The sequence below is a fragment of the Corynebacterium faecale genome, from assembly GCF_030408735.1.
Classification (GTDB): domain Bacteria; phylum Actinomycetota; class Actinomycetes; order Mycobacteriales; family Mycobacteriaceae; genus Corynebacterium; species Corynebacterium faecale.
The window spans coordinates 250,190-266,970 of the sequence record NZ_CP047204.1 but is presented as its reverse complement, the minus strand read 5'-3'; the positions used below and the strand labels follow the sequence as shown (position 1 = coordinate 266,970).

Here is a 16,781-nt window from a genome sequence, read left to right as displayed (position 1 = left end):
ATCCTTGACGAGTTTAGAATACTCGCGGGTGCTGCACCTAACGCGGACTTAATGCGGGCCGATGCACTCAGCGCCGGTTTGGGCGAACAAACGCCAGTCTGCGTGCACCCCCGGCACTGGCTCGCGCGCACCCCGGCGCTGGCTCGCGCGCACCCCGGCGCTGGCTCGCGTGCGCTCACGCTGCATAACGCACCCCGGCCGCCAAGCAGCTCGGGCAACGCGCACAAGCGCCGACGAACGCAATCTAGCGCAGGCGTTCGTTATTGCGTGACCTGGCCAGGGTGTTCTCCAGATCGTAAATCCGGTCGGTGTCCCAGTCGTGGGCCCAGCCGGCCTGATCGATGATGGCGGACAGCAACCCGCCGGTGAAACCCCAGATCACGTAATCGGCGACGCGGAAGGCGGGTCCCTTCCACTCCCGCCACCCCACCATCAGGCGGTTGTCGGGGTTGATGAGGTCATAGAGCGGGGCATCAAAAACCTCATCGGCTTCATCCGGACTGATCACTGCCACGGGTGAGGGGCTGTGCCAGTGTCCCAGCACCGGGTAGACGGGATATCCGGTGGCGCGGATGTGCACCTCGTCCAGCTGGGCGAGCGGGGTGGCGGTGCGGCGATCCAGGCCGGTCTCCTCCCAGGCTTCACGGAAGGCACAGTCGACGGCGTTGATATCCTCCGGATCGATGCGTCCGCCGGGAAACGCGATCTGACCGGAATGTGACCTCATGGTCGGTGAGCGGTGGGTCAACAGCACGGAGGCGTCATTGGGTAGATCGAAGGAGGTGGCGGAACCTGCGAAGAGCATGAGTACCGCGGCCTGCTTCTCCGCATCGGTTGTTCCGGTGACCTCCGCACCGGCGAGGGGATTGCGCAGATGCCCCTCCTCAATCCGATTCATTAATCGACGCATCCACACCGGCGCATTATCGGGTGCCAGATCGACGTTCTGCCCCGGGAAATCATGGGGCAGATCGGGGAACAGATGGTTGGCATGCATCACAGCAACTCACCCACGGAACCCACGGCAGCTTCCAGATCCTCCACGCTGTCAAAAGTCTGGGGGAACATGTCCACCATCTCCCCGGAGGAATCAATGACGACGGTGATCGGCACCACGGCCGGCAGACCGAGCGTGCCCGCAAAAAGATTGGCATCATCCTGATAGCTGGACAGTTCGATCCCCAGATCATTGAGCATGGCCGCACCGTTGGATCCATTCGAATCAGCATGCACACCGACCACGTTCAGTTCGGGATGCGCCGCGGCGAACTGATCAAACACCGGCAGCTCGGTCCTGCACGGTTCACACCACCAGGCCCACACGTTGACGATGGTGGCCAGATCATTGCCGTCGCCCGTCTCCCCGCCCAGACAGGGCAGCTCGATCCCCGCCGCATTGTCGGCCGGACAGTCTGGCCTATCGGCCACCACGCTGCTTATCGACGCCTCCCCCGCCCCGTCCCCCGCCTCGCCGGCGGTGGTGCCGCCATTGTCACCGGGGTTGGACAGCAACTGCGGAATCAGTGCGATCAGAACGGCCAGAACCACCACTACGCCCAGAAGGGACCATTTAGCGCTCGTTGTCATCTATTCAATCCCTGCCATCTTCAGCAGGTGCTCCCTGTCATCACTCTTGATCAGCTTCTGCGCCTCCACGGGATCCGCCGGACCCTCCAACCCGAAGGATGGACAGTCGGCCGCCAGCATGCAGGCTCCGCAGGCTGCCCGCCTGCTATGACATATCCTACGTCCATGGAAGATCAGCCGGTGGGAGAACATGGTCCACTCAGGTTTTTCGATCAGTGCCCCGATCGCATGCTCCACCTGAACAGGGTCAGTTAATTCCGTCAGTGCCAGGCGTTGCACCAACCGGCCGAAGTGGGTGTCCACGGTTATGCCCGGAACATCGAAGGCATTGCCCAGCACCACATTCGCGGTCTTTCTCCCCACTCCGGGTAATTCCACCAGCTCCTCAAGCGTGTCCGGCACCTCCCCACCGTGGTGCGTGATCAGTGACTGGCCGAGGCCGATCAGTGAGCTCGCCTTGTTGCGGTAGAACCCGGTGGGCCGGATGAGCTCCTCCAGTTCATCGCGATCTGCGTTGGCATAGTCGAAGGCCGTGGGGTATCGACGAAACAGAGCAGGCGTGATCTGATTGACCCTCACATCGGTGCATTGCGCCGACAGGATCGTGGCCACGGTGAGTTCCAGCGGAGTGGTGAAATCCAATTCGCAGTGGGCATCCGGATACGCCAGGGCCAGCGTCCGGTTAACGCGACGGGCTCGACGTTTCCTGCCGATATCCGTCTCACCACCCTTATTGGCGATGTGGGAACCAACCCGTGGACGTTTCTGGGGGGTTATCGATCCGATTGAGCCAGCCATGGTTCAAGATTGCCAGACCCCGCAGGTAGGCGCGAAACCCGATAATCATTAGACTGATTACCCATGACTGGTCTACTCGTAGTGCTGATCCCGCTTCTGCTGCTGTTTTTCATGTTCGCCATGCAGCGAATCGAGACTTCCCTCCTGAGCACCCCTGACACCGACGAGGCAGCTGACAGTGGCACCCCTACCGAAACCGCTGGCAATGACCTTCCGACTGAATCCTCCGACGATCCCGAGACCCCACCGCAAGCCCAGGCAGCTTGATAAGATAATGTTTGAGTAATCAACCTACTCATTGGGTTCCATTGTCAGTATCCTGTGAATATTCTTTTTCTCTCGTTTCAAGTGTGACAATTCCTGCAATTCAACTATTGTGGTGACCAATCGCATAGTAGAGTTGTGGACGACACAGCATGGATGCCTCTAGCCAGGCATCGTCCGGATTTTCGTTTACCTCAGACACCCACGGTGTCGCCACTCATCCGGACCGGAATAAACATGTGTTCAGATGAAGGAGAAAAGTAGTGGAAGGTGTACAGGAAATCCTGTCACGCGCTGGAATTTTTCAGGGCGTAGATCCGACGGCCGTCAATAACCTTATCCAGGATATGGAGACCGTCCGATTCCCCCGCGGAGCCACAATCTTCGACGAGGGCGAGCCGGGCGACCGTCTCTACATCATCACCGCAGGCAAGGTGAAGCTGGCACGTCATGCCAATGACGGCCGCGAGAACCTTCTGACCATCATGGGCCCATCTGACATGTTCGGTGAACTGTCCATCTTCGACCCGGGTCCACGCACCTCCTCCGCAGTGTGCGTCACCGAGGTTCATGCAGCAACCATGAACTCCGAGATGCTGCGCAACTGGGTTTCCGACCACCCGGCGATCGCTGAGCAGCTGCTCCGCGTCCTGGCACGTCGTCTGCGTCGTACCAATGCCTCTCTCGCCGACCTCATCTTCACCGATGTCCCCGGCCGAGTCGCCAAGACCCTGCTGCAGCTGGCCAACCGCTTCGGCACCCAGGAAGCTGGCGCACTGCGCGTCAACCATGACCTCACCCAGGAAGAGATCGCCCAGCTGGTCGGCGCTTCCCGTGAGACCGTGAACAAGGCTCTGGCAACCTTCGCCCACCGCGGATGGATCCGTCTGGAAGGCAAGTCTGTGCTCATCGTGGATACGGAGCACCTCGCGCGTCGTGCACGTTAGTCCCCTTTAAAGGACTGAATAGATAAACCACGCCTGAACCCGGCAGCGATTCTGCTGGGGTCAGGCGTGGTTCTCTGCTTCCCACCCGAACAAACAGCCTCCATAGAGAAACCGCCTGCAACCCACGATGAGAGAGGGTTTCAGGCGGTGTCCAGGTGTTTCCGGGTGTTCTGGAGGGGGCTCAGGCGTTGCGGGCACCCGAGGCCGAAGCCTGGTTAGCCGCTTCCAGCCCCTCGAGGTAGCGGATGGCCACGTGGGTGGACTGCTCCGCAGCGCCACGCAGGACCGGATCCACATCATCATAAATGGCATCGATGAGGTCTTTCATCGACACGTCCTTGCCCTGATCCGCCCAGACCTCACGGATCTGAGCCAGTCGCTGTTCGCGGCGGTCAATGTATTTGCGGGCGAACCAGGACACATCAGTACCGTCTGGGCCGTGTCCAGGCAGGAGTGGGACATCCTTGCCGCGCTCCTCCAGGACCGCCAGGGAATCCAGGTAGCTACCCAGATCACCATCGGTCTCGGAGATCATGGTGGTGTGGCGGCCTGCAATGGTGTCACCGGTGACGATGCCCTCCAGGACCGATTCGTGCGGGGTGCCGCTCCAGATGAAGAAAGAAACAGAATCACGGGTGTGCCCCGGGGTCGCGACCACCTCAATCTGAGGTGTCACTCCGTCGATGGTGATGATCTCCCCATCAACGATATCGTCTGCCTTCGCACAGTAGCTGGGATCGAAGGCCCGGATGGGTGCGCCGGTCAGCTGGCGGAAACGCGTCGCACCATCAGCGTGATCGTGGTGACGGTGGGTGAGCAGAATGAGCCCGACCTCGCCACCCCTGGCATTAAGAACATTGAGGTGTCCCTCATCTTCAGGACCCGGATCGATGACGATACTCCGGGAATCCTCAGGCGCGCGGATCACCCATGAGTTAGTGCCCTCAAGTGAGCTGTAGCCAGGATTCGGGCACAGGATAACTGAGGCAGAGGGGGTTACCGGTCGCAGTTGGCTGTAAGCAGGATGCTCCATATGGATCAGCTTAGCGGTCATTGACACTTTCGTGGAACCGGGCAGAGTAACCACCCTGCCCGATCCAAGAGGAGAAGATCCAGGAGAAGAAACCGGAGGCGGCACCCGCCTCCTGGATGGGAGGAGCTTCTAGGCGGAGACTTCGACGATCACTTCCACTTCAACCGGAGCACCGAGCGGTAGCTCAGCCACACCGACTGCGGAGCGGGCGTGGGCACCGGCCTCGCCGAACACTTCACCGATCAGGTTGGAGGCTCCGTTGATCACAGCGGGCTGCCCGGTGAATCCCTCAGCTGAGGACACGAATCCGACGATCTTGAGCACGCGGGTGACCTTATCGATCCCCACGAGTGCATCAATGGCAGCCAGAGCGTTCAGGACAGCGGTGCGCGCATAATCAGCAGCATCCTCAGCACTGACCTCTGCGCCGACCTTGCCGGTCGCTGGAAGTTCACCGTTGATGAAGGGCAGCTGGCCGGAGGTCCACACCTGGTTACCGGTCTGTACAGCCGGGACATATGCGGCCACAGGAGCAGCCACGGCGGGCAGGGTGATTCCGAGTTCCGCCAGGCGGTCTGAAATAGAGGCCATCTGCTTAGGCCACCTCTCGCTTCATATAGGCGACAAGGTTCTCAGGGTTCATTCCCGGCATGACGGTGACGAGCTCCCAGCCATCCTCACCCCAGGTATCGAGGATCTGCTTGGTTGCGTGAGTGATCAGTGGCACAGTGGCGTATTCCCATTTAGTCATGAGCCTGATCCTACCGTGACTGGTGGGGCCGGAGGGAGGGCACTCACCTCTGATCATGTGGCGGCACCGCCTAGATGCCGGCCAGTTCCCCACCCTGGGCAAGGTGCTCAGCCCAGTTGGTGATGTGCGGGTTCTTGCGTAGCAGGGCGCGACGCTGACGCTCCGTCAGACCACCCCACACACCGAACTCAACCTTGTTGTCGAGGGCATCGGCAACACACTGCATGGCTACCGGGCAGTGCCGGCAGATCGCTGCGGCACGGCGCTGCGCTGCTCCACGAACGAAGAGTGCGTCGGGATCTCCGTTGCGGCACTTAGCCTGGGTGACCCACTCACCACGCTCGGCGGAATCCACCTTCGCAACCGCAACATTATCCCGCACGAACGGGTTGTTACGTTGTTCAGAGATGACAGACGTCATGACTCGCTCCTTAAGTCCAGACGGCACTTACCATTACAAAGTTAGTGTAGTCACACCATGATTTGGCTGTCGAATGCATCACACAAACGGGGGAGTCTGCGGGTGTTCTACGTGGAGCATTTGAATCCGCGCAACGGGTAAGTCATATCCCGGCACTGCAAAAGGTGGGGTTCGCGAAACTGGCACAACTCGCTAGGCTGTTAACGTGTCCATCGCAAAGTCCATGACCAAGCTCCTGGCCTCCACAGTCGCCGCGGGTGTCCTTGGCGCGCTCGCACTCGTGCCTGTCGCCGGAATTTCCGCTGTCGCCGTCGCGCGCACCAATGAGACCATGCAGTCTAATCTCGCAGATCTCGAAGATGGCCGTGGCCCCGGTGTCACCACCATCACGGATGCTCTCGATCAACCCATAGCCTACCTGTACTCACAGCGGCGTTTTGAGGTGACCGGTGACCAGATTTCCGTTCCGATGAAGGACGCCATCGTGTCCATCGAAGACAGGAGATTCTATGAGCACGACGGTGTTGATCTCCAGGGATTCGGCCGCGCCATGCTCACCAACCTGGCCGCCGGCGGGGTGGAACAGGGTGCCTCCACCATTAACCAACAGTATGTGAAGAACTTCCTCCTGCTCGTTGATGCCGATGATGAATCAGAGCAGGCCGCGGCCGTGGAGACATCCATTCCCCGCAAACTGCGTGAGATGCGCATGGCCTCCGATCTGGATGACAAGTTGAGCAAGGATGAGATCCTCACCCGGTATCTCAACATCGTGCCCTTCGGCAACGGCGCCTATGGAGTGGAAGCTGCCGCCCGCACCTACTTCGGCACCTCCGCTGCGGAGTTGAATGTTCCCCAGTCTGCGATGCTGGCCGGAATCGTGCAGTCCTCGTCCTACCTGAACCCGTACACCAACCACGACGCGGTTTTTGACCGTCGCAACACGGTGCTGGCGGCGATGGCGGACACGGGTGCGATCACCCCGGAGGAGTCAGCTGCCCTCCAGCAGGAACCCCTCGGTGTGCTGGAATCCCCCCAGGGACTGGCCAACGGCTGTATCGGTGCAGGTGATCGCGGTTTCTTCTGTGATTATGCACTTGAATACCTCGCGGATCAGGGCATCACCCAGGAGATGCTGGCCAAGGACACCTACCGGATCAAACTGACCCTTGACCCCGCCATCCAGGATGCCACCCGCACGGCCGTGGTGAACCATACCAATCCCACAGCGCAGGGCGTGGCCGAGGTAGTCAACGTCATCGAACCCGGCGCGAGCTCCCGCGATATCCTCGCCATGGCCTCCTCCCGCAACTACGGCCTGGATCTGGAAGCCGGTGAGACAATGCTCCCCCAGACCACCTCCCGGGTGGGTAACGGTGCGGGGTCCATCTTCAAGATCTTCACCGCGGCGGCAGCCATCGACCAGGGCATGGGCCTGGACACCGTGCTGGATGTTCCTGTCCGCTATGAAGCCAGGGGCATGGGCACCGGCGGTGCTGCAAATTGCCCGGCGAACACCTACTGCGTGGAGAACGCCGGCACCTACAAATCACAGATGACCCTCCAGGAGGCGCTCGCCTACTCCCCCAACACCACCTTCATCCAGATGATCGAACAGGTCGGTGTGGACAGTGTCGTGGACATGTCGGTGAAGCTGGGTCTGCGCAGTTACACCGAGGAAGGTAGCTTCGACGGCAGCTACTCCATCGCGGATTACATGAAGGATCACAACCTGGGTTCCTACACCCTGGGGCCCACGGCGGTGAATCCTCTGGAGCTGTCGAACGTGGCTGCAACCATCGCGTCCGGTGGAATGTGGTGTGAGCCCAACCCGATCGTCTCCGTGCATGACCGCGAAGGGAACGAGGTCTACATCGACCGCCCTGAGTGCGAGCGCGCCATTGATGCCGATGTTGCCGATGCCCTGACCGTGGGCCTGAGCGAGGACACCACCGAGGGCACAGCCCGGGGGGCTGCCAGCATGTATAACTGGACCCGTCCGATCGCCGCCAAGACCGGTACCACCGAGTCCAACCAGTCGTCAGCTTTCATGGGTTTCAACAACAACTTCGCCGCAGCACCCTACATCTACAACGACGGCACGACCACCACCCCGCTCTGCAGTGGCCCGGTGCGCCAGTGCGGCAGCGGCAACCTCTACGGTGGCTTGGAACCAGCGCAGACCTGGTTTGCGATGGCCAACAACGTGCCAGCAGCCCAGCAGGGAACCATCCCGGACAACTCCGATGAGTTCAGGCTCGGCACCGCCGGCGCACTCCTCGAGGACCTCACCGGCCAGAGCGAAGCGAGCGCCAAGCGCATGGCTGAGGCCGACGGTTACAGCGTGACCACCCGCTCCGTCGGTGGCACCGGCCGCCCCCGCGGCACGGTTGTCACTGCCCGCCCTGAAGGCGGAACGCTTATCGACGGCAGCACAATCATCCTCGACATCTCCGACGGCACCAGACCCGCAGCCCCACCACCTCCGGCCCCGTCCGATGATGACAACACCCCATCCCCTGCCCGTCCCGCATCTCCAGCGCCAGAGGCACCTTCTGTCCAGGACGGGGTGGACGCCATCAACGACGCCATCCGACAGATCCTCGGAAACTAGGACAAACGGCTCTTCACTGCGGTGGAGAGTCGTTTTCCATCCGCACGGCCCTCCGCTTTCGCCGTGGCGGTTTTCATCACCTGGCCCATGTGCTTCATTCCGGCTGCTTCGCCGGTCTGGTCGGACACTTCGGCGATGCTTTCGTCGATAAGCACGTTGAGCTCGTCATCGGACAGCTGCGCTGGCTGATAAGCCTCGAGTATTGAGGCCTCTGTCAGTTCCACATCCGCCAGCTCCTGGCGGTTGTTCTGGACGTAGATCTCCGCCGACTCGCGGCGCTTCTTGATCTCGCGGGCGATGATCCGCAGCACGTCCTCATCGGTCAGTTCATGCTTCGCGCCACTGGTCTCCTCCTGGGTCAGTGCCGACAGCAACATGCGCAGCGTGCCGGTCTTCTCCTTGTCCCGGGCTTTCATGGAGGTGGTCAGGTCGTCACGGATTTTCTGCTTAAGCTCACTCATGTTTTCCCAATGTACTCCCCGGGTAGGGTGAATAACGTGCCAACAAACGTTAAAACTCTCGCTAAGACCACCGGCGGCATCCTCGGAGCCGGACTCGGCCTCGGATTGGGTATCGCAGCCTGGGGTTATTCGGAACTAAACAATTTCAGACTGAAAACCCACACCCTGCCGATCCTCGAACCCGGCACGCTCCGCGGCAAGGAATCCTTCCGGATCCTCCATGTTTCCGACCTGCACATGATCCCCGGTCAGGAAACCAAGAAGGCCTGGGTCTCCGCCCTGGATGCCCTGGATCCGGATCTGGTGATCAACACCGGCGATAACCTCAGCGATGAAAAGGCAGTCCCCGATGCCCTACAGGCCCTCGAGCCCCTGCTGAACCGCCCCGGCATGTTCGTCTTCGGCACCAATGATTACTGGGCGCCCCGCCTGGTCAACCCCTTCAAGTACCTGTTCGGAACGAAACGCACCCCCAGTTATGTGGACCTTCCCTGGCAGGGCATGCGTGCTGCCTTCATTGAACGTGGCTGGCAGGACGCGAACCAGAAACGACTGGAATTCCAGGTGGGCAAGATCCGCCTGGCCGCCGCGGGTGTCGACGATCCCCACCACCACCTCGACGACTACTCCGAAATCGCCGGCGCCCCGAATGCGGATGCGGATCTGTCGATCGCGTTATTGCACTCCCCGGAGCCACGGGTCCTTAAGCAATTCGAGGCCGACGGCTACCAGTTGTCCTTCTCCGGACACACCCACGGCGGCCAGATCTGCCTACCGGGCGAACGCGCGATCGTGACCAATGCCGGCATCGACCGCAAACGTGCCTCCGGCCTGCACAAGTTTGGGTCGATGTGGATGCATGTCTCCAACGGCCTGGGTACCTCCAAGTTCGCCCCGGTACGGATTTTCTGCCGCCCCAGCGCCACCCTATTAAAGATCACCGAACGCGATTCCCAGCTCTCTGACCATGCAGGAACTGGCCACTCCCCCATTTTGAGCAGGCGTTTTGGCCTCTACAAACCCGAGTACTAAAGTGGGGCGGGTGCCACGGGATATGGCGCAGCTTGGTAGCGCGCGTCGTTCGGGACGACGAGGTCGCAGGTTCGAATCCTGTTATCCCGACCAATAAACAGGCTGGAAGGTTATACACCTTCCAGCCTGTTTTTCATGCCTGGGCTGTACCGCCCCACCAGTTTTCCTCTCGTGCCGGGACACACTTTTTCCGTCTTAATCTGAGCCCGGTGGAGAAACAACCCCCATGCGATGCAGCCACCGTGGGCAGCTGTGGGCACTTCCGCGTCACGCCCCGCCGAAGCCTGTGGTGCACTACCTCGTGAGCACCGTATCCACCCGGAGTGACTCTCTCAGAGGTGCCCTCACGAAGATGAAGAAATCCTCATTTTCATCTCATCGAGGATTCATCATGGACCGTGATCATGGTTCTTACAGCGCCACACCGGCGCTGTGGAATGTAGAGAGAGAATCCGCCCATGATCAAGCGCAATGACATCAGATTCATCCCTGCTGTTCTCATTGCAGGGCTGTCGTTGGTGTTTTTCACCGTGGCTTTGCACGCTGTGTTGATCGCCCGGGTTCATCATCAGGCCCGGGTGGAGGTGCAATCCACCGTGCGGGATTTTGTTCACTTCTCGGGTTCCCAGGAAGCAGATTCTGCGCATTCACTCTTGGCAGAGTTTATTGAACAGCATCCCGTCAGCCCCGATGAAGCACTGGTGGGCATCACCCCGAAGCAGTTGATCCAGTCCGACTGGGTTGAACAGCCCCTCGATTCCAGAGATGCCCTCATCGTGGCAGCCACGAATAGCCCGGAGGCAACCGGAGTGGTGGAGAAAACGGAGGGGCCTGTCTACTGGGCTTCGGTGGAGATCGAGACAGCTGATTCTTCCCTGCTCATCGCCCGGTTCACCGGCATGGACATTCACCATACCCAGCGTCTCATCCGGATGGTGGTGTCACTTGTTGTAGCAGGCGTCACGGTGGTGGGAATGTTGTGGTGGTTTTTCCCCAAGGCTCGTCGAAGCCCCCAGCTGGTGGAGGAGAACCTGAATGCCGTGGGAAAGAGCATCGGGGAACGTTGCGGCCTGGAATTGGCCCTTCCATCGGATCCACGGGTCCTCATGCATGTGGATGTCGCAGCACTGGGCACCGCGCTGAAGGCTGCCGCCGATTTCTGTCGAGGCACCGCCGCCGGCATGAGTATCCGGCACGACACCGTCACCCTGTGGGTGCATTCCCCGGACACCCAGCTCACATCACGACACCTCAATACAACTTTCAGCGCTCCTGAAATGCGTCCGGTGCTCGATGCCAGCCAGCAACACGGTGGTGTCGCCTGGGTGGAATCCGCTCCCCGGTCAGGATGCACCATCGGCATTGATCTGCCCCTCCACCAAGACAGGAGAAACCATGCGAACCATCACTGACAGCTTCATCGGCCCCAGATACCGTGTCTATGCCACCGTGCCGGAGTCGACCTCACGTACCCGGAGACTGATCTCCATTGTCAGTGCCCTGTCCATCCCCGTGATCTGGTTTATGACATTGCCCGAAACTGCGGAAACCGCAGGCACTGTTGTCATGGACACTGATGCCCGGGTGACTTTGGTGGTCTTCGCTGTTGCGGTATGGATGTGGGTGTTTTCTGCAGTATCAGATACTTTCGTAGCACTCAGTGCGGCGAGCGTGTTGGTGTTGTTGGGAATCATCAGCGCAGATGCACTATTTTCCCCGCTGGGGAGTGAAACAATCTGGTTGTTGATCGGAGCTTTCATCATTTCCTCCGCCGTGACCAGATCCGGGTTGGCTCTACGGGTGACTGTGCGGATCAGCGTGGGGATATCCTCACCGCGTATTCTCGTCCATGTTCTCACCTTTGCCACGGTCCTCACAGCTTTTGTTGTTCCTGCCACGAGTGGTCGTGCTGCATTGATCCTGCCTGTATTTCTAGCTTTCTCTGCGGTGCTACCCCCCTGGTTGTTGCGGGTTCTGGCCATCACACTCCCCAGTGTGGTGCTGTTTTCCGCGGTGGCATCGTTAATCGGCGCTGGTGCCCATCTGATCACTGAGCAGATTCTGCTCGACCAGGGTTTGGAGGGTTTTAGTTTCGCACGCTGGTTATTGCTGGGGTTACCTTTCGCCCTGTTCAGCTCACACCTTGCGGCCGAGATCATTCTACTGGCGCTTTCCGACGACCAGCAGCGCGCCCAGCGTCTGGTGATCACCGAGAAGTTGCTCAACCAGGGAAAAGACCAAGAGCCCCTCGGCGCAAAGGAACTCCGTTCCCTGCTGGTGCTGGCAGGAGTGGTCATTTTATGGTTCACGGAGTCCATCCACCATATTCCTCCGGCCATGGTGGCTGTGCTCGGTGCGCTGCTGGCTGCGTCACCATATATCGGAACAGTGGATCTGGCTGAAGCTGTCCGCAAAATCCCCTGGTCATTGTTGTTATTCATGGCGGCGACCATCGCCATCAGCCAGGCCCTGACGGAATCCGGCGCCGTAGAGATCCTGGCCTCATCGCTGCTCCAAGGACTCAATGGCACCATGTTTGTGCTGGTGGTCATTGTCGTCTCCGCTGCTGCGCACCTGGTCATCCAGTCCCGGTCTGCCCGCTCAGCTGTCCTAATTCCCATCGTGGTGGCGCTCGCCCCGGCAGTGGGGGTGAATCCCGTGGCTGCAGCGTTCATCTCCACCGCCGCCGCTGGTTTTTGTCATACCCTGCCGGCGTCAGCGAAACCCCTGGCTATTTTCCGCGGTGATGACACCGGTGCCAAACAGAACTTCGATCCCTCAGACCTGGCCCGTATGTCACTGCTCATGGCCCCCATGTTCATAGCGGTGACCGCTGTGTTCGCCTTCTGCATCTGGCCGGCCCTCGGCCTTCCCCTCTTCAACTAAACCCAAAGCAAGGAGCTTTCCTATGACTCTCTACCTGCCAGAACGTATTCTTGTCGCCCCTTCAGGCTTCAAGGAATCCCTGTCTGCCGTGGATGTTTCCGATTCCATTGCAGCCGGTGTGCGCCGCGTCCTTCCCGGTGTGCGTGTGGATACCTTCCCCGTCCCAGATGGTGGTGAAGGCACCCTGGAAATCCTCAGTTCCCGTTCGGGAACCCTTCTGCATACCGAGCAGGTGATGGGCCCGGTCGGAAAGGAAGTCACTGCCCAGTGGTTGGAATATGTCGATGAGGGCGTCGGTGTCATCGAAATGGCCCAGGCGGCCGGACTCAGCCTGGTGCCACGTGATCAGCGCGATCCCACCGCCACCACCACCTATGGAGTGGGGCAACTTATCGCACGCATGCTGGATCATGGCATCAACCACATCATCATCGGCTGCGGTGATTCCGGAACCTCGGATGGTGGTGCGGGAGCACTCAGCGCGCTCGGTGCCCGAATCCTGGATGATTCCGGTGCCGAGGTAACCCCGGGTGGTAGAGGCTTGAGCGCTGCAGTGAAAATTGATACCACGAAGCTGCACCCGAAACTGGCTGATGTTTCCCTCACCCTGGCCTGCAATATCCACAATGTTCTCACTGGGAAGAAAGGTGTCGCCGCTGTATTCGGCCCGCAGAAGGGAGCCACGAAGAAGCAGGTCAAGCAGCTATCCAGAGCGCTAGAACAGTGGGCCACTCTACTGGACCACACCTTCTTCCCGGCAGCAGACCTCCACCGTGGTCCCGGTTCCGGTGCATCCGGGGGGCTCGGGGCAGGATTGATGGCCCTGGGTGCAGTAGCCCGGGACCGTTTCGATGTCCTGCTCTCGGACCTCCCCACCCCTATCAATCTCGATGATCTCATCAGTACTTCTGATCTCATCATCACCGCCGAGGGCGCCATTGATTTCCAAACACCCCGGGGCAAGGTACCCGCCGAGGTGGCACGGCGTGCACGTGTCACCGGAGTTCCTGTCCTGGCACTGGCTGGTTCGCTGGGCAAGGGAGCACCTCAGGTGCATGATGTGGGTATCGGTGCCATCCAATCCATCATGACTGTTCCCATGGCCATGGAGGATGCGGTCCGCGATGGACGCGAACTTCTGACTGATGCGGCAGAACGCGCAATCCGCCTGCTCATGCTCGGCTGTGCCGTCTCCGGAAGACGCGAGGATCATATCCGTTCCCACTTCCAGGCAGCCGCCTGAGTCACCAGGAAAACTCTCATCCCTATTTCATCTTCAGAGTCAATGATGGAAATAGCTCAAGAAACCCAAGGGAGAACACCATCATGAAGTCACTTCCGCGCTTCGCTCCGCTCATCGCCATCCTGGCGCTGCTCGTGCTTGTCGCTATCGGCGGATCAGCACTGGCCAATAACACCTCCGCGCCTGAGGTGGATGCGGAAACTGCCACCGTACGGTTGAACACCGGCATTGACCCGAGCACTCCTCGAGATCAACCCTCTTCCCGGTCAATGACATCGCCTGAGGCACCTGAACCAGGTACTGAGGGCCAGGCGTCTGCCCCAGCACAGCCGGCTGACACCGCACCCATCCCAACCCAGATGCCGGCGCCCGCCTACAATCCCGCACCGGCACCTGTTCCCCAGGTACCGCTGAACTATCAGTACTGGGATGATGATGGGGATGACGATGGAGATGACAATGACGACTGGGACGACTACGACGATTACGATGACGATTGGGATGATGGGGATGATGACTAAGCCAGTGCACCCCTCCTCCCCCTGCCCTACCCTGTCACCCGGATGAGCAGACTCAAGTTCCTCAACAATTCGCCAGCATCACTTCGCTGGCGAATCGTTTTCTGGATGACCGCGGTTGTGGTCACCACACTGACCAGTGTCGTGGTGATCACGCGTTCTGTGTTGCTCTCTGATGTGGTTGCTGCGGCCAACGCAGCTGTTGAACAGGAGATCAGCGAGTTTCGCCGTTTTGCTGACGAGGGTACGGATCCCACCACAGCCGCCTCCTTCCCCTCCCCCCAGCGATTGATTGAGGTGTATCTCTCCCGGCAGATTCCCGATGACAATGAAGCCATCGTGGGTGTCTTCTCGGATCAACTGATCCAGGTGGACTTCTCTCAGCTCAGTGGGCTACATCCGGAACCACTGACCTATAACGAACCCCTCGTCGAGGAAGTCCTCGCATCCCCATCCCATTCCGGGGTCTTTGATGATCCGGTTCGGGGCAGGGCCTATTGGGGGCGGGTGGCCTTTGAAACAGCTCCCGGCACTACGGATGGGCATTTCATCGTTGCCTATTTCACGGAACCGGGAGAAACAGCCGTCAAGAAGCAGGTCAGGGTGCTGTCATTCGTCGGTGCCGGAGGTGTGTTGGCTTCCGTACTGATTGCTTGGTTGATCGCCGGGCAGATCATTGCCCCCATCAGGCGGGTCAGCAAGGTCGCTTCAACGATTTCCAATTCTGACCTGACCCGGCGCGTTCCGGTGGAGGGTAATGATGAGATTGCACAGTTAGCCCGTACGTTCAATGAGATGCTGGATCGTTTGGAGACGGCGTACAACGATCAGCGCCAGTTTGTTGATGATGCAGGTCATGAACTGCGGACGCCGATCACGGTGGTGCGCGGTCAACTGGAGTTGCTGGAGAGTTCACCACCGGAGGAGCGTGCACGGTCAATTGAGTTGGCTACCACGGAATTGGATCGGATGGCACGGATGGTTAATGATCTGTTGACCCTGGCGGTGGCGGATTCAGGTGAGTTCCTCCATACGGCACCGGTGGATGTTGCAGAGTTGACCATTGATCTTGAGGATAAGGCACGCATCATCAATGATCGGGTGATGTTGGTGGACGCCGCCGAAGGTGTGGTGATTTTAGATGAGCAGCGGGTCACGGAGGCGATTCTTGAGCTTTATGGCAATGCGCTGCGCTATTCAGAAGGACCGGTGGCTATTGGTTCTGATTTCCAGGGATCGGGAGCTCAGCGGGTGTTCCGGATCTGGGTGCGCGACAGTGGTCCGGGTATTGAGAAGGATGCGCAGGAGGCACTGTTCAGTAGGTTTTCCCGCGGCAGGCAGGCTGATCCCCGGCATCCGAACCGGCCGAAGGGAGCGGGTCTGGGTTTATCCATTGTAAAAGCTATTGGCGAGGCTCATGGTGGGCGTGCCTATGTCGAATCCACGGTTGGTCTGGGATCGATCTTCGGGCTGGAGATCCCTGCCCCGGCGACAGCACTCATAACAGAGACGGAGGAGTAAATGGCCATGGAACGGATTCTCATCGCCGAGGATGATGATGGCATTGCGGACTTCATCAGGCGCGGCCTGGTACAGGAGGGTTTCGAGTGCGAGGTGGCGGTATCCGGCGCGGCCGCTTTTGCACGCGCCCACAGTGGTGATTTTGATCTGATGATCCTGGATCTGGGGCTGCCGCATATGGATGGTGCGGATGTTCTGGAGCAGCTGCGGGTGTTGAAGGTGTCCCTGCCGATCATTGTGCTCACCGCCCGGACGAACATTGAGGATCGTATCCGGTCCCTGGAGGGCGGGGCGGATGATTATATGCCCAAGCCTTTCCAGTTTGCGGAGCTCCTCGCGCGGGTGAAGTTGCGCCTGGCCAGCCATCAGCCGGTGGAGAAGACAACCAACGCGCACCTGCTCAAGCACGGCACTCTGGAACTGGATCTACGCACCCAGAAAGTGTTTGTGGCAGATACGTGGCGTGATCTTTCCCGCCGTGAGTTTGACCTGCTGGAGGCTCTCATGCGCCATCCGGGTCAGATTCTCTCCCGCGCCCAGCTGTTGCACATGGTGTGGGATATGAGCTTCGATCCGGGGTCCAATGTGGTGGATGTATATATCCGTGCGCTTCGGAAAAAGATAGGCACGGAGAAGGTGGAGACCGTCCGGGGTTCGGGCTACCGACTCGTTTAGCGGAGCAGGCGCAGAACACAGCTTTCCGCT

The 16,781-nt window shown here is 59.7% G+C and carries 18 protein-coding genes and 1 tRNA gene; 11 read left to right on the top strand and 8 right to left on the bottom strand.

The annotated features are described in order from the left end of the window. Positions 1–244: 244 nt before the first annotated feature. Genes CFAEC_RS01235 through nth form a run of 3 tightly spaced genes read right to left on the bottom strand, consistent with a single transcriptional unit; the run spans position 245 to position 2,385 of the window. Complete coding sequence (locus CFAEC_RS01235) at positions 245–997, bottom strand: NUDIX hydrolase (RefSeq protein WP_290278067.1); 753 nt, start codon at positions 995–997, stop codon at positions 245–247. After that, positions 997–1,587, bottom strand: a complete 591-nt coding sequence (locus tag CFAEC_RS01230) for a TlpA family protein disulfide reductase (RefSeq protein ID WP_290278065.1) — start codon at positions 1,585–1,587, stop codon at positions 997–999. Before CFAEC_RS01230 ends, CFAEC_RS01235 begins: the two co-directional genes overlap by 1 nt. Further along, the gene (gene nth / locus CFAEC_RS01225) at positions 1,588–2,385 is read right to left on the bottom strand and encodes an endonuclease III (protein ID WP_290278063.1); all 798 of its coding nucleotides are present in this window, start codon (positions 2,383–2,385) and stop codon (positions 1,588–1,590) included. Positions 2,386–2,448: 63 nt separating this feature from the next. On the opposite strand from nth, the gene CFAEC_RS01220 reads away from it, so the two are divergent. Next, on the top strand, positions 2,449–2,652 hold the full coding sequence (locus CFAEC_RS01220; RefSeq protein WP_290278061.1) for a hypothetical protein: 204 nt from the start codon (positions 2,449–2,451) through the stop codon (positions 2,650–2,652). A gap of 260 nt (positions 2,653–2,912) precedes the next feature. After that, complete coding sequence (gene glxR / locus CFAEC_RS01215; protein ID WP_290278059.1) at positions 2,913–3,596, top strand: CRP-like cAMP-activated global transcriptional regulator GlxR; 684 nt, start codon at positions 2,913–2,915, stop codon at positions 3,594–3,596. A 181-nt stretch (positions 3,597–3,777) separates the two neighbouring features. Here glxR and CFAEC_RS01210 read toward each other — a convergent pair whose 3' ends face one another. From CFAEC_RS01210 to CFAEC_RS01195, 4 genes are all read right to left on the bottom strand, one after another. Continuing rightward, the gene (locus tag CFAEC_RS01210) at positions 3,778–4,629 is read right to left on the bottom strand and encodes an MBL fold metallo-hydrolase (protein WP_290279771.1); all 852 of its coding nucleotides are present in this window, start codon (positions 4,627–4,629) and stop codon (positions 3,778–3,780) included. Positions 4,630–4,758: 129 nt separating this feature from the next. Then, positions 4,759–5,220, bottom strand: a complete 462-nt coding sequence (locus tag CFAEC_RS01205) for a RidA family protein (protein ID WP_290278057.1) — start codon at positions 5,218–5,220, stop codon at positions 4,759–4,761. Positions 5,221–5,224: 4 nt separating this feature from the next. Continuing rightward, positions 5,225–5,380, bottom strand: coding sequence for a Sp36 family protein (gene sp36 / locus CFAEC_RS01200; RefSeq protein WP_006770232.1), 156 nt, complete (start codon positions 5,378–5,380; stop codon positions 5,225–5,227). Positions 5,381–5,450: 70 nt separating this feature from the next. Next, positions 5,451–5,801 carry a WhiB family transcriptional regulator gene (locus CFAEC_RS01195; RefSeq protein ID WP_290278048.1) on the bottom strand — a complete coding sequence of 117 codons (351 nt, stop codon included), beginning with the start codon at positions 5,799–5,801 and terminating at the stop codon, positions 5,451–5,453. A 223-nt stretch (positions 5,802–6,024) separates the two neighbouring features. Here CFAEC_RS01195 and CFAEC_RS01190 point away from each other — a divergent pair, with 223 nt between their 5' ends. Further along, positions 6,025–8,415, top strand: a complete 2,391-nt coding sequence (locus CFAEC_RS01190; protein WP_435384267.1) for a transglycosylase domain-containing protein — start codon at positions 6,025–6,027, stop codon at positions 8,413–8,415. On the opposite strand, the gene CFAEC_RS01185 is transcribed toward CFAEC_RS01190, so the two are convergent. Next, positions 8,412–8,876: a GatB/YqeY domain-containing protein gene (locus CFAEC_RS01185; protein ID WP_290278044.1), complete on the bottom strand. Its 465-nt coding sequence runs from the start codon at positions 8,874–8,876 to the stop codon at positions 8,412–8,414. The two genes, CFAEC_RS01190 and CFAEC_RS01185, sit on opposite strands and share 4 nt — an antisense overlap. A 9-nt stretch (positions 8,877–8,885) precedes the next feature. Here CFAEC_RS01185 and CFAEC_RS01180 point away from each other — a divergent pair, with 9 nt between their 5' ends. The 8 genes from CFAEC_RS01180 to CFAEC_RS01145 all read left to right on the top strand — a co-directional run bounded on the left by CFAEC_RS01180 (position 8,886) and on the right by CFAEC_RS01145 (position 16,751). Beyond that, the gene (locus tag CFAEC_RS01180; protein WP_435384247.1) at positions 8,886–9,908 is read left to right on the top strand and encodes a metallophosphoesterase; all 1,023 of its coding nucleotides are present in this window, start codon (positions 8,886–8,888) and stop codon (positions 9,906–9,908) included. Positions 9,909–9,924: 16 nt separating this feature from the next. After that, positions 9,925–10,001 (top strand) — tRNA-Pro (locus tag CFAEC_RS01175). 365 nt (positions 10,002–10,366) lie between these two features. Continuing rightward, on the top strand, positions 10,367–11,320 hold the full coding sequence (locus CFAEC_RS01170) for a hypothetical protein (RefSeq protein ID WP_290278040.1): 954 nt from the start codon (positions 10,367–10,369) through the stop codon (positions 11,318–11,320). After that, positions 11,304–12,794 carry an SLC13 family permease gene (locus CFAEC_RS01165; protein ID WP_290278037.1) on the top strand — a complete coding sequence of 497 codons (1,491 nt, stop codon included), beginning with the start codon at positions 11,304–11,306 and terminating at the stop codon, positions 12,792–12,794. The genes CFAEC_RS01170 and CFAEC_RS01165 overlap by 17 nt, the downstream gene beginning before the upstream one ends. A 22-nt stretch (positions 12,795–12,816) precedes the next feature. Then, positions 12,817–14,037, top strand: a complete 1,221-nt coding sequence (locus CFAEC_RS01160) for a glycerate kinase family protein (protein WP_290278035.1) — start codon at positions 12,817–12,819, stop codon at positions 14,035–14,037. A gap of 83 nt (positions 14,038–14,120) precedes the next feature. Continuing rightward, positions 14,121–14,558, top strand: coding sequence for a hypothetical protein (locus CFAEC_RS01155; RefSeq protein ID WP_290278033.1), 438 nt, complete (start codon positions 14,121–14,123; stop codon positions 14,556–14,558). 42 nt (positions 14,559–14,600) lie between these two features. Then, positions 14,601–16,076 carry a sensor histidine kinase gene (locus CFAEC_RS01150; RefSeq protein WP_290278032.1) on the top strand — a complete coding sequence of 492 codons (1,476 nt, stop codon included), beginning with the start codon at positions 14,601–14,603 and terminating at the stop codon, positions 16,074–16,076. Positions 16,077–16,082: 6 nt separating this feature from the next. Next, complete coding sequence (locus CFAEC_RS01145) at positions 16,083–16,751, top strand: response regulator transcription factor (protein ID WP_290278030.1); 669 nt, start codon at positions 16,083–16,085, stop codon at positions 16,749–16,751. Positions 16,752–16,781: the final 30 nt, after the last annotated feature.

Bases quoted from the DNA above. Each gene is read 5' to 3' on its own strand.
- CFAEC_RS01185 (WP_290278044.1), bottom strand. From the start codon at position 8,876: ATGAGTGAGCTTAAGCAGAAAATCCGTGACGACCTGACCACCTCCATG.
- CFAEC_RS01195 (WP_290278048.1), bottom strand. From the start codon at position 5,801: ATGACGTCTGTCATCTCTGAACAACGTAACAACCCGTTCGTGCGGGAT.
- CFAEC_RS01235 (WP_290278067.1), bottom strand. From the start codon at position 997: ATGCATGCCAACCATCTGTTCCCCGATCTGCCCCATGATTTCCCGGGG.
- CFAEC_RS01190 (WP_435384267.1), top strand. From the start codon at position 6,025: ATGACCAAGCTCCTGGCCTCCACAGTCGCCGCGGGTGTCCTTGGCGCG.
- CFAEC_RS01180 (WP_435384247.1), top strand. From the start codon at position 8,886: ATGTACTCCCCGGGTAGGGTGAATAACGTGCCAACAAACGTTAAAACT.
- CFAEC_RS01155 (WP_290278033.1), top strand. From the start codon at position 14,121: ATGAAGTCACTTCCGCGCTTCGCTCCGCTCATCGCCATCCTGGCGCTG.
- CFAEC_RS01230 (WP_290278065.1), bottom strand. From the start codon at position 1,587: ATGACAACGAGCGCTAAATGGTCCCTTCTGGGCGTAGTGGTGGTTCTG.
- CFAEC_RS01150 (WP_290278032.1), top strand. From the start codon at position 14,601: ATGAGCAGACTCAAGTTCCTCAACAATTCGCCAGCATCACTTCGCTGG.
- nth (WP_290278063.1), bottom strand. From the start codon at position 2,385: ATGGCTGGCTCAATCGGATCGATAACCCCCCAGAAACGTCCACGGGTT.
- CFAEC_RS01210 (WP_290279771.1), bottom strand. From the start codon at position 4,629: ATGGAGCATCCTGCTTACAGCCAACTGCGACCGGTAACCCCCTCTGCC.
- CFAEC_RS01165 (WP_290278037.1), top strand. From the start codon at position 11,304: ATGCGAACCATCACTGACAGCTTCATCGGCCCCAGATACCGTGTCTAT.
- CFAEC_RS01170 (WP_290278040.1), top strand. From the start codon at position 10,367: ATGATCAAGCGCAATGACATCAGATTCATCCCTGCTGTTCTCATTGCA.
- CFAEC_RS01220 (WP_290278061.1), top strand. From the start codon at position 2,449: ATGACTGGTCTACTCGTAGTGCTGATCCCGCTTCTGCTGCTGTTTTTC.
- CFAEC_RS01160 (WP_290278035.1), top strand. From the start codon at position 12,817: ATGACTCTCTACCTGCCAGAACGTATTCTTGTCGCCCCTTCAGGCTTC.
- CFAEC_RS01205 (WP_290278057.1), bottom strand. From the start codon at position 5,220: ATGGCCTCTATTTCAGACCGCCTGGCGGAACTCGGAATCACCCTGCCC.
- sp36 (WP_006770232.1), bottom strand. From the start codon at position 5,380: ATGACTAAATGGGAATACGCCACTGTGCCACTGATCACTCACGCAACC.
- CFAEC_RS01145 (WP_290278030.1), top strand. From the start codon at position 16,083: ATGGAACGGATTCTCATCGCCGAGGATGATGATGGCATTGCGGACTTC.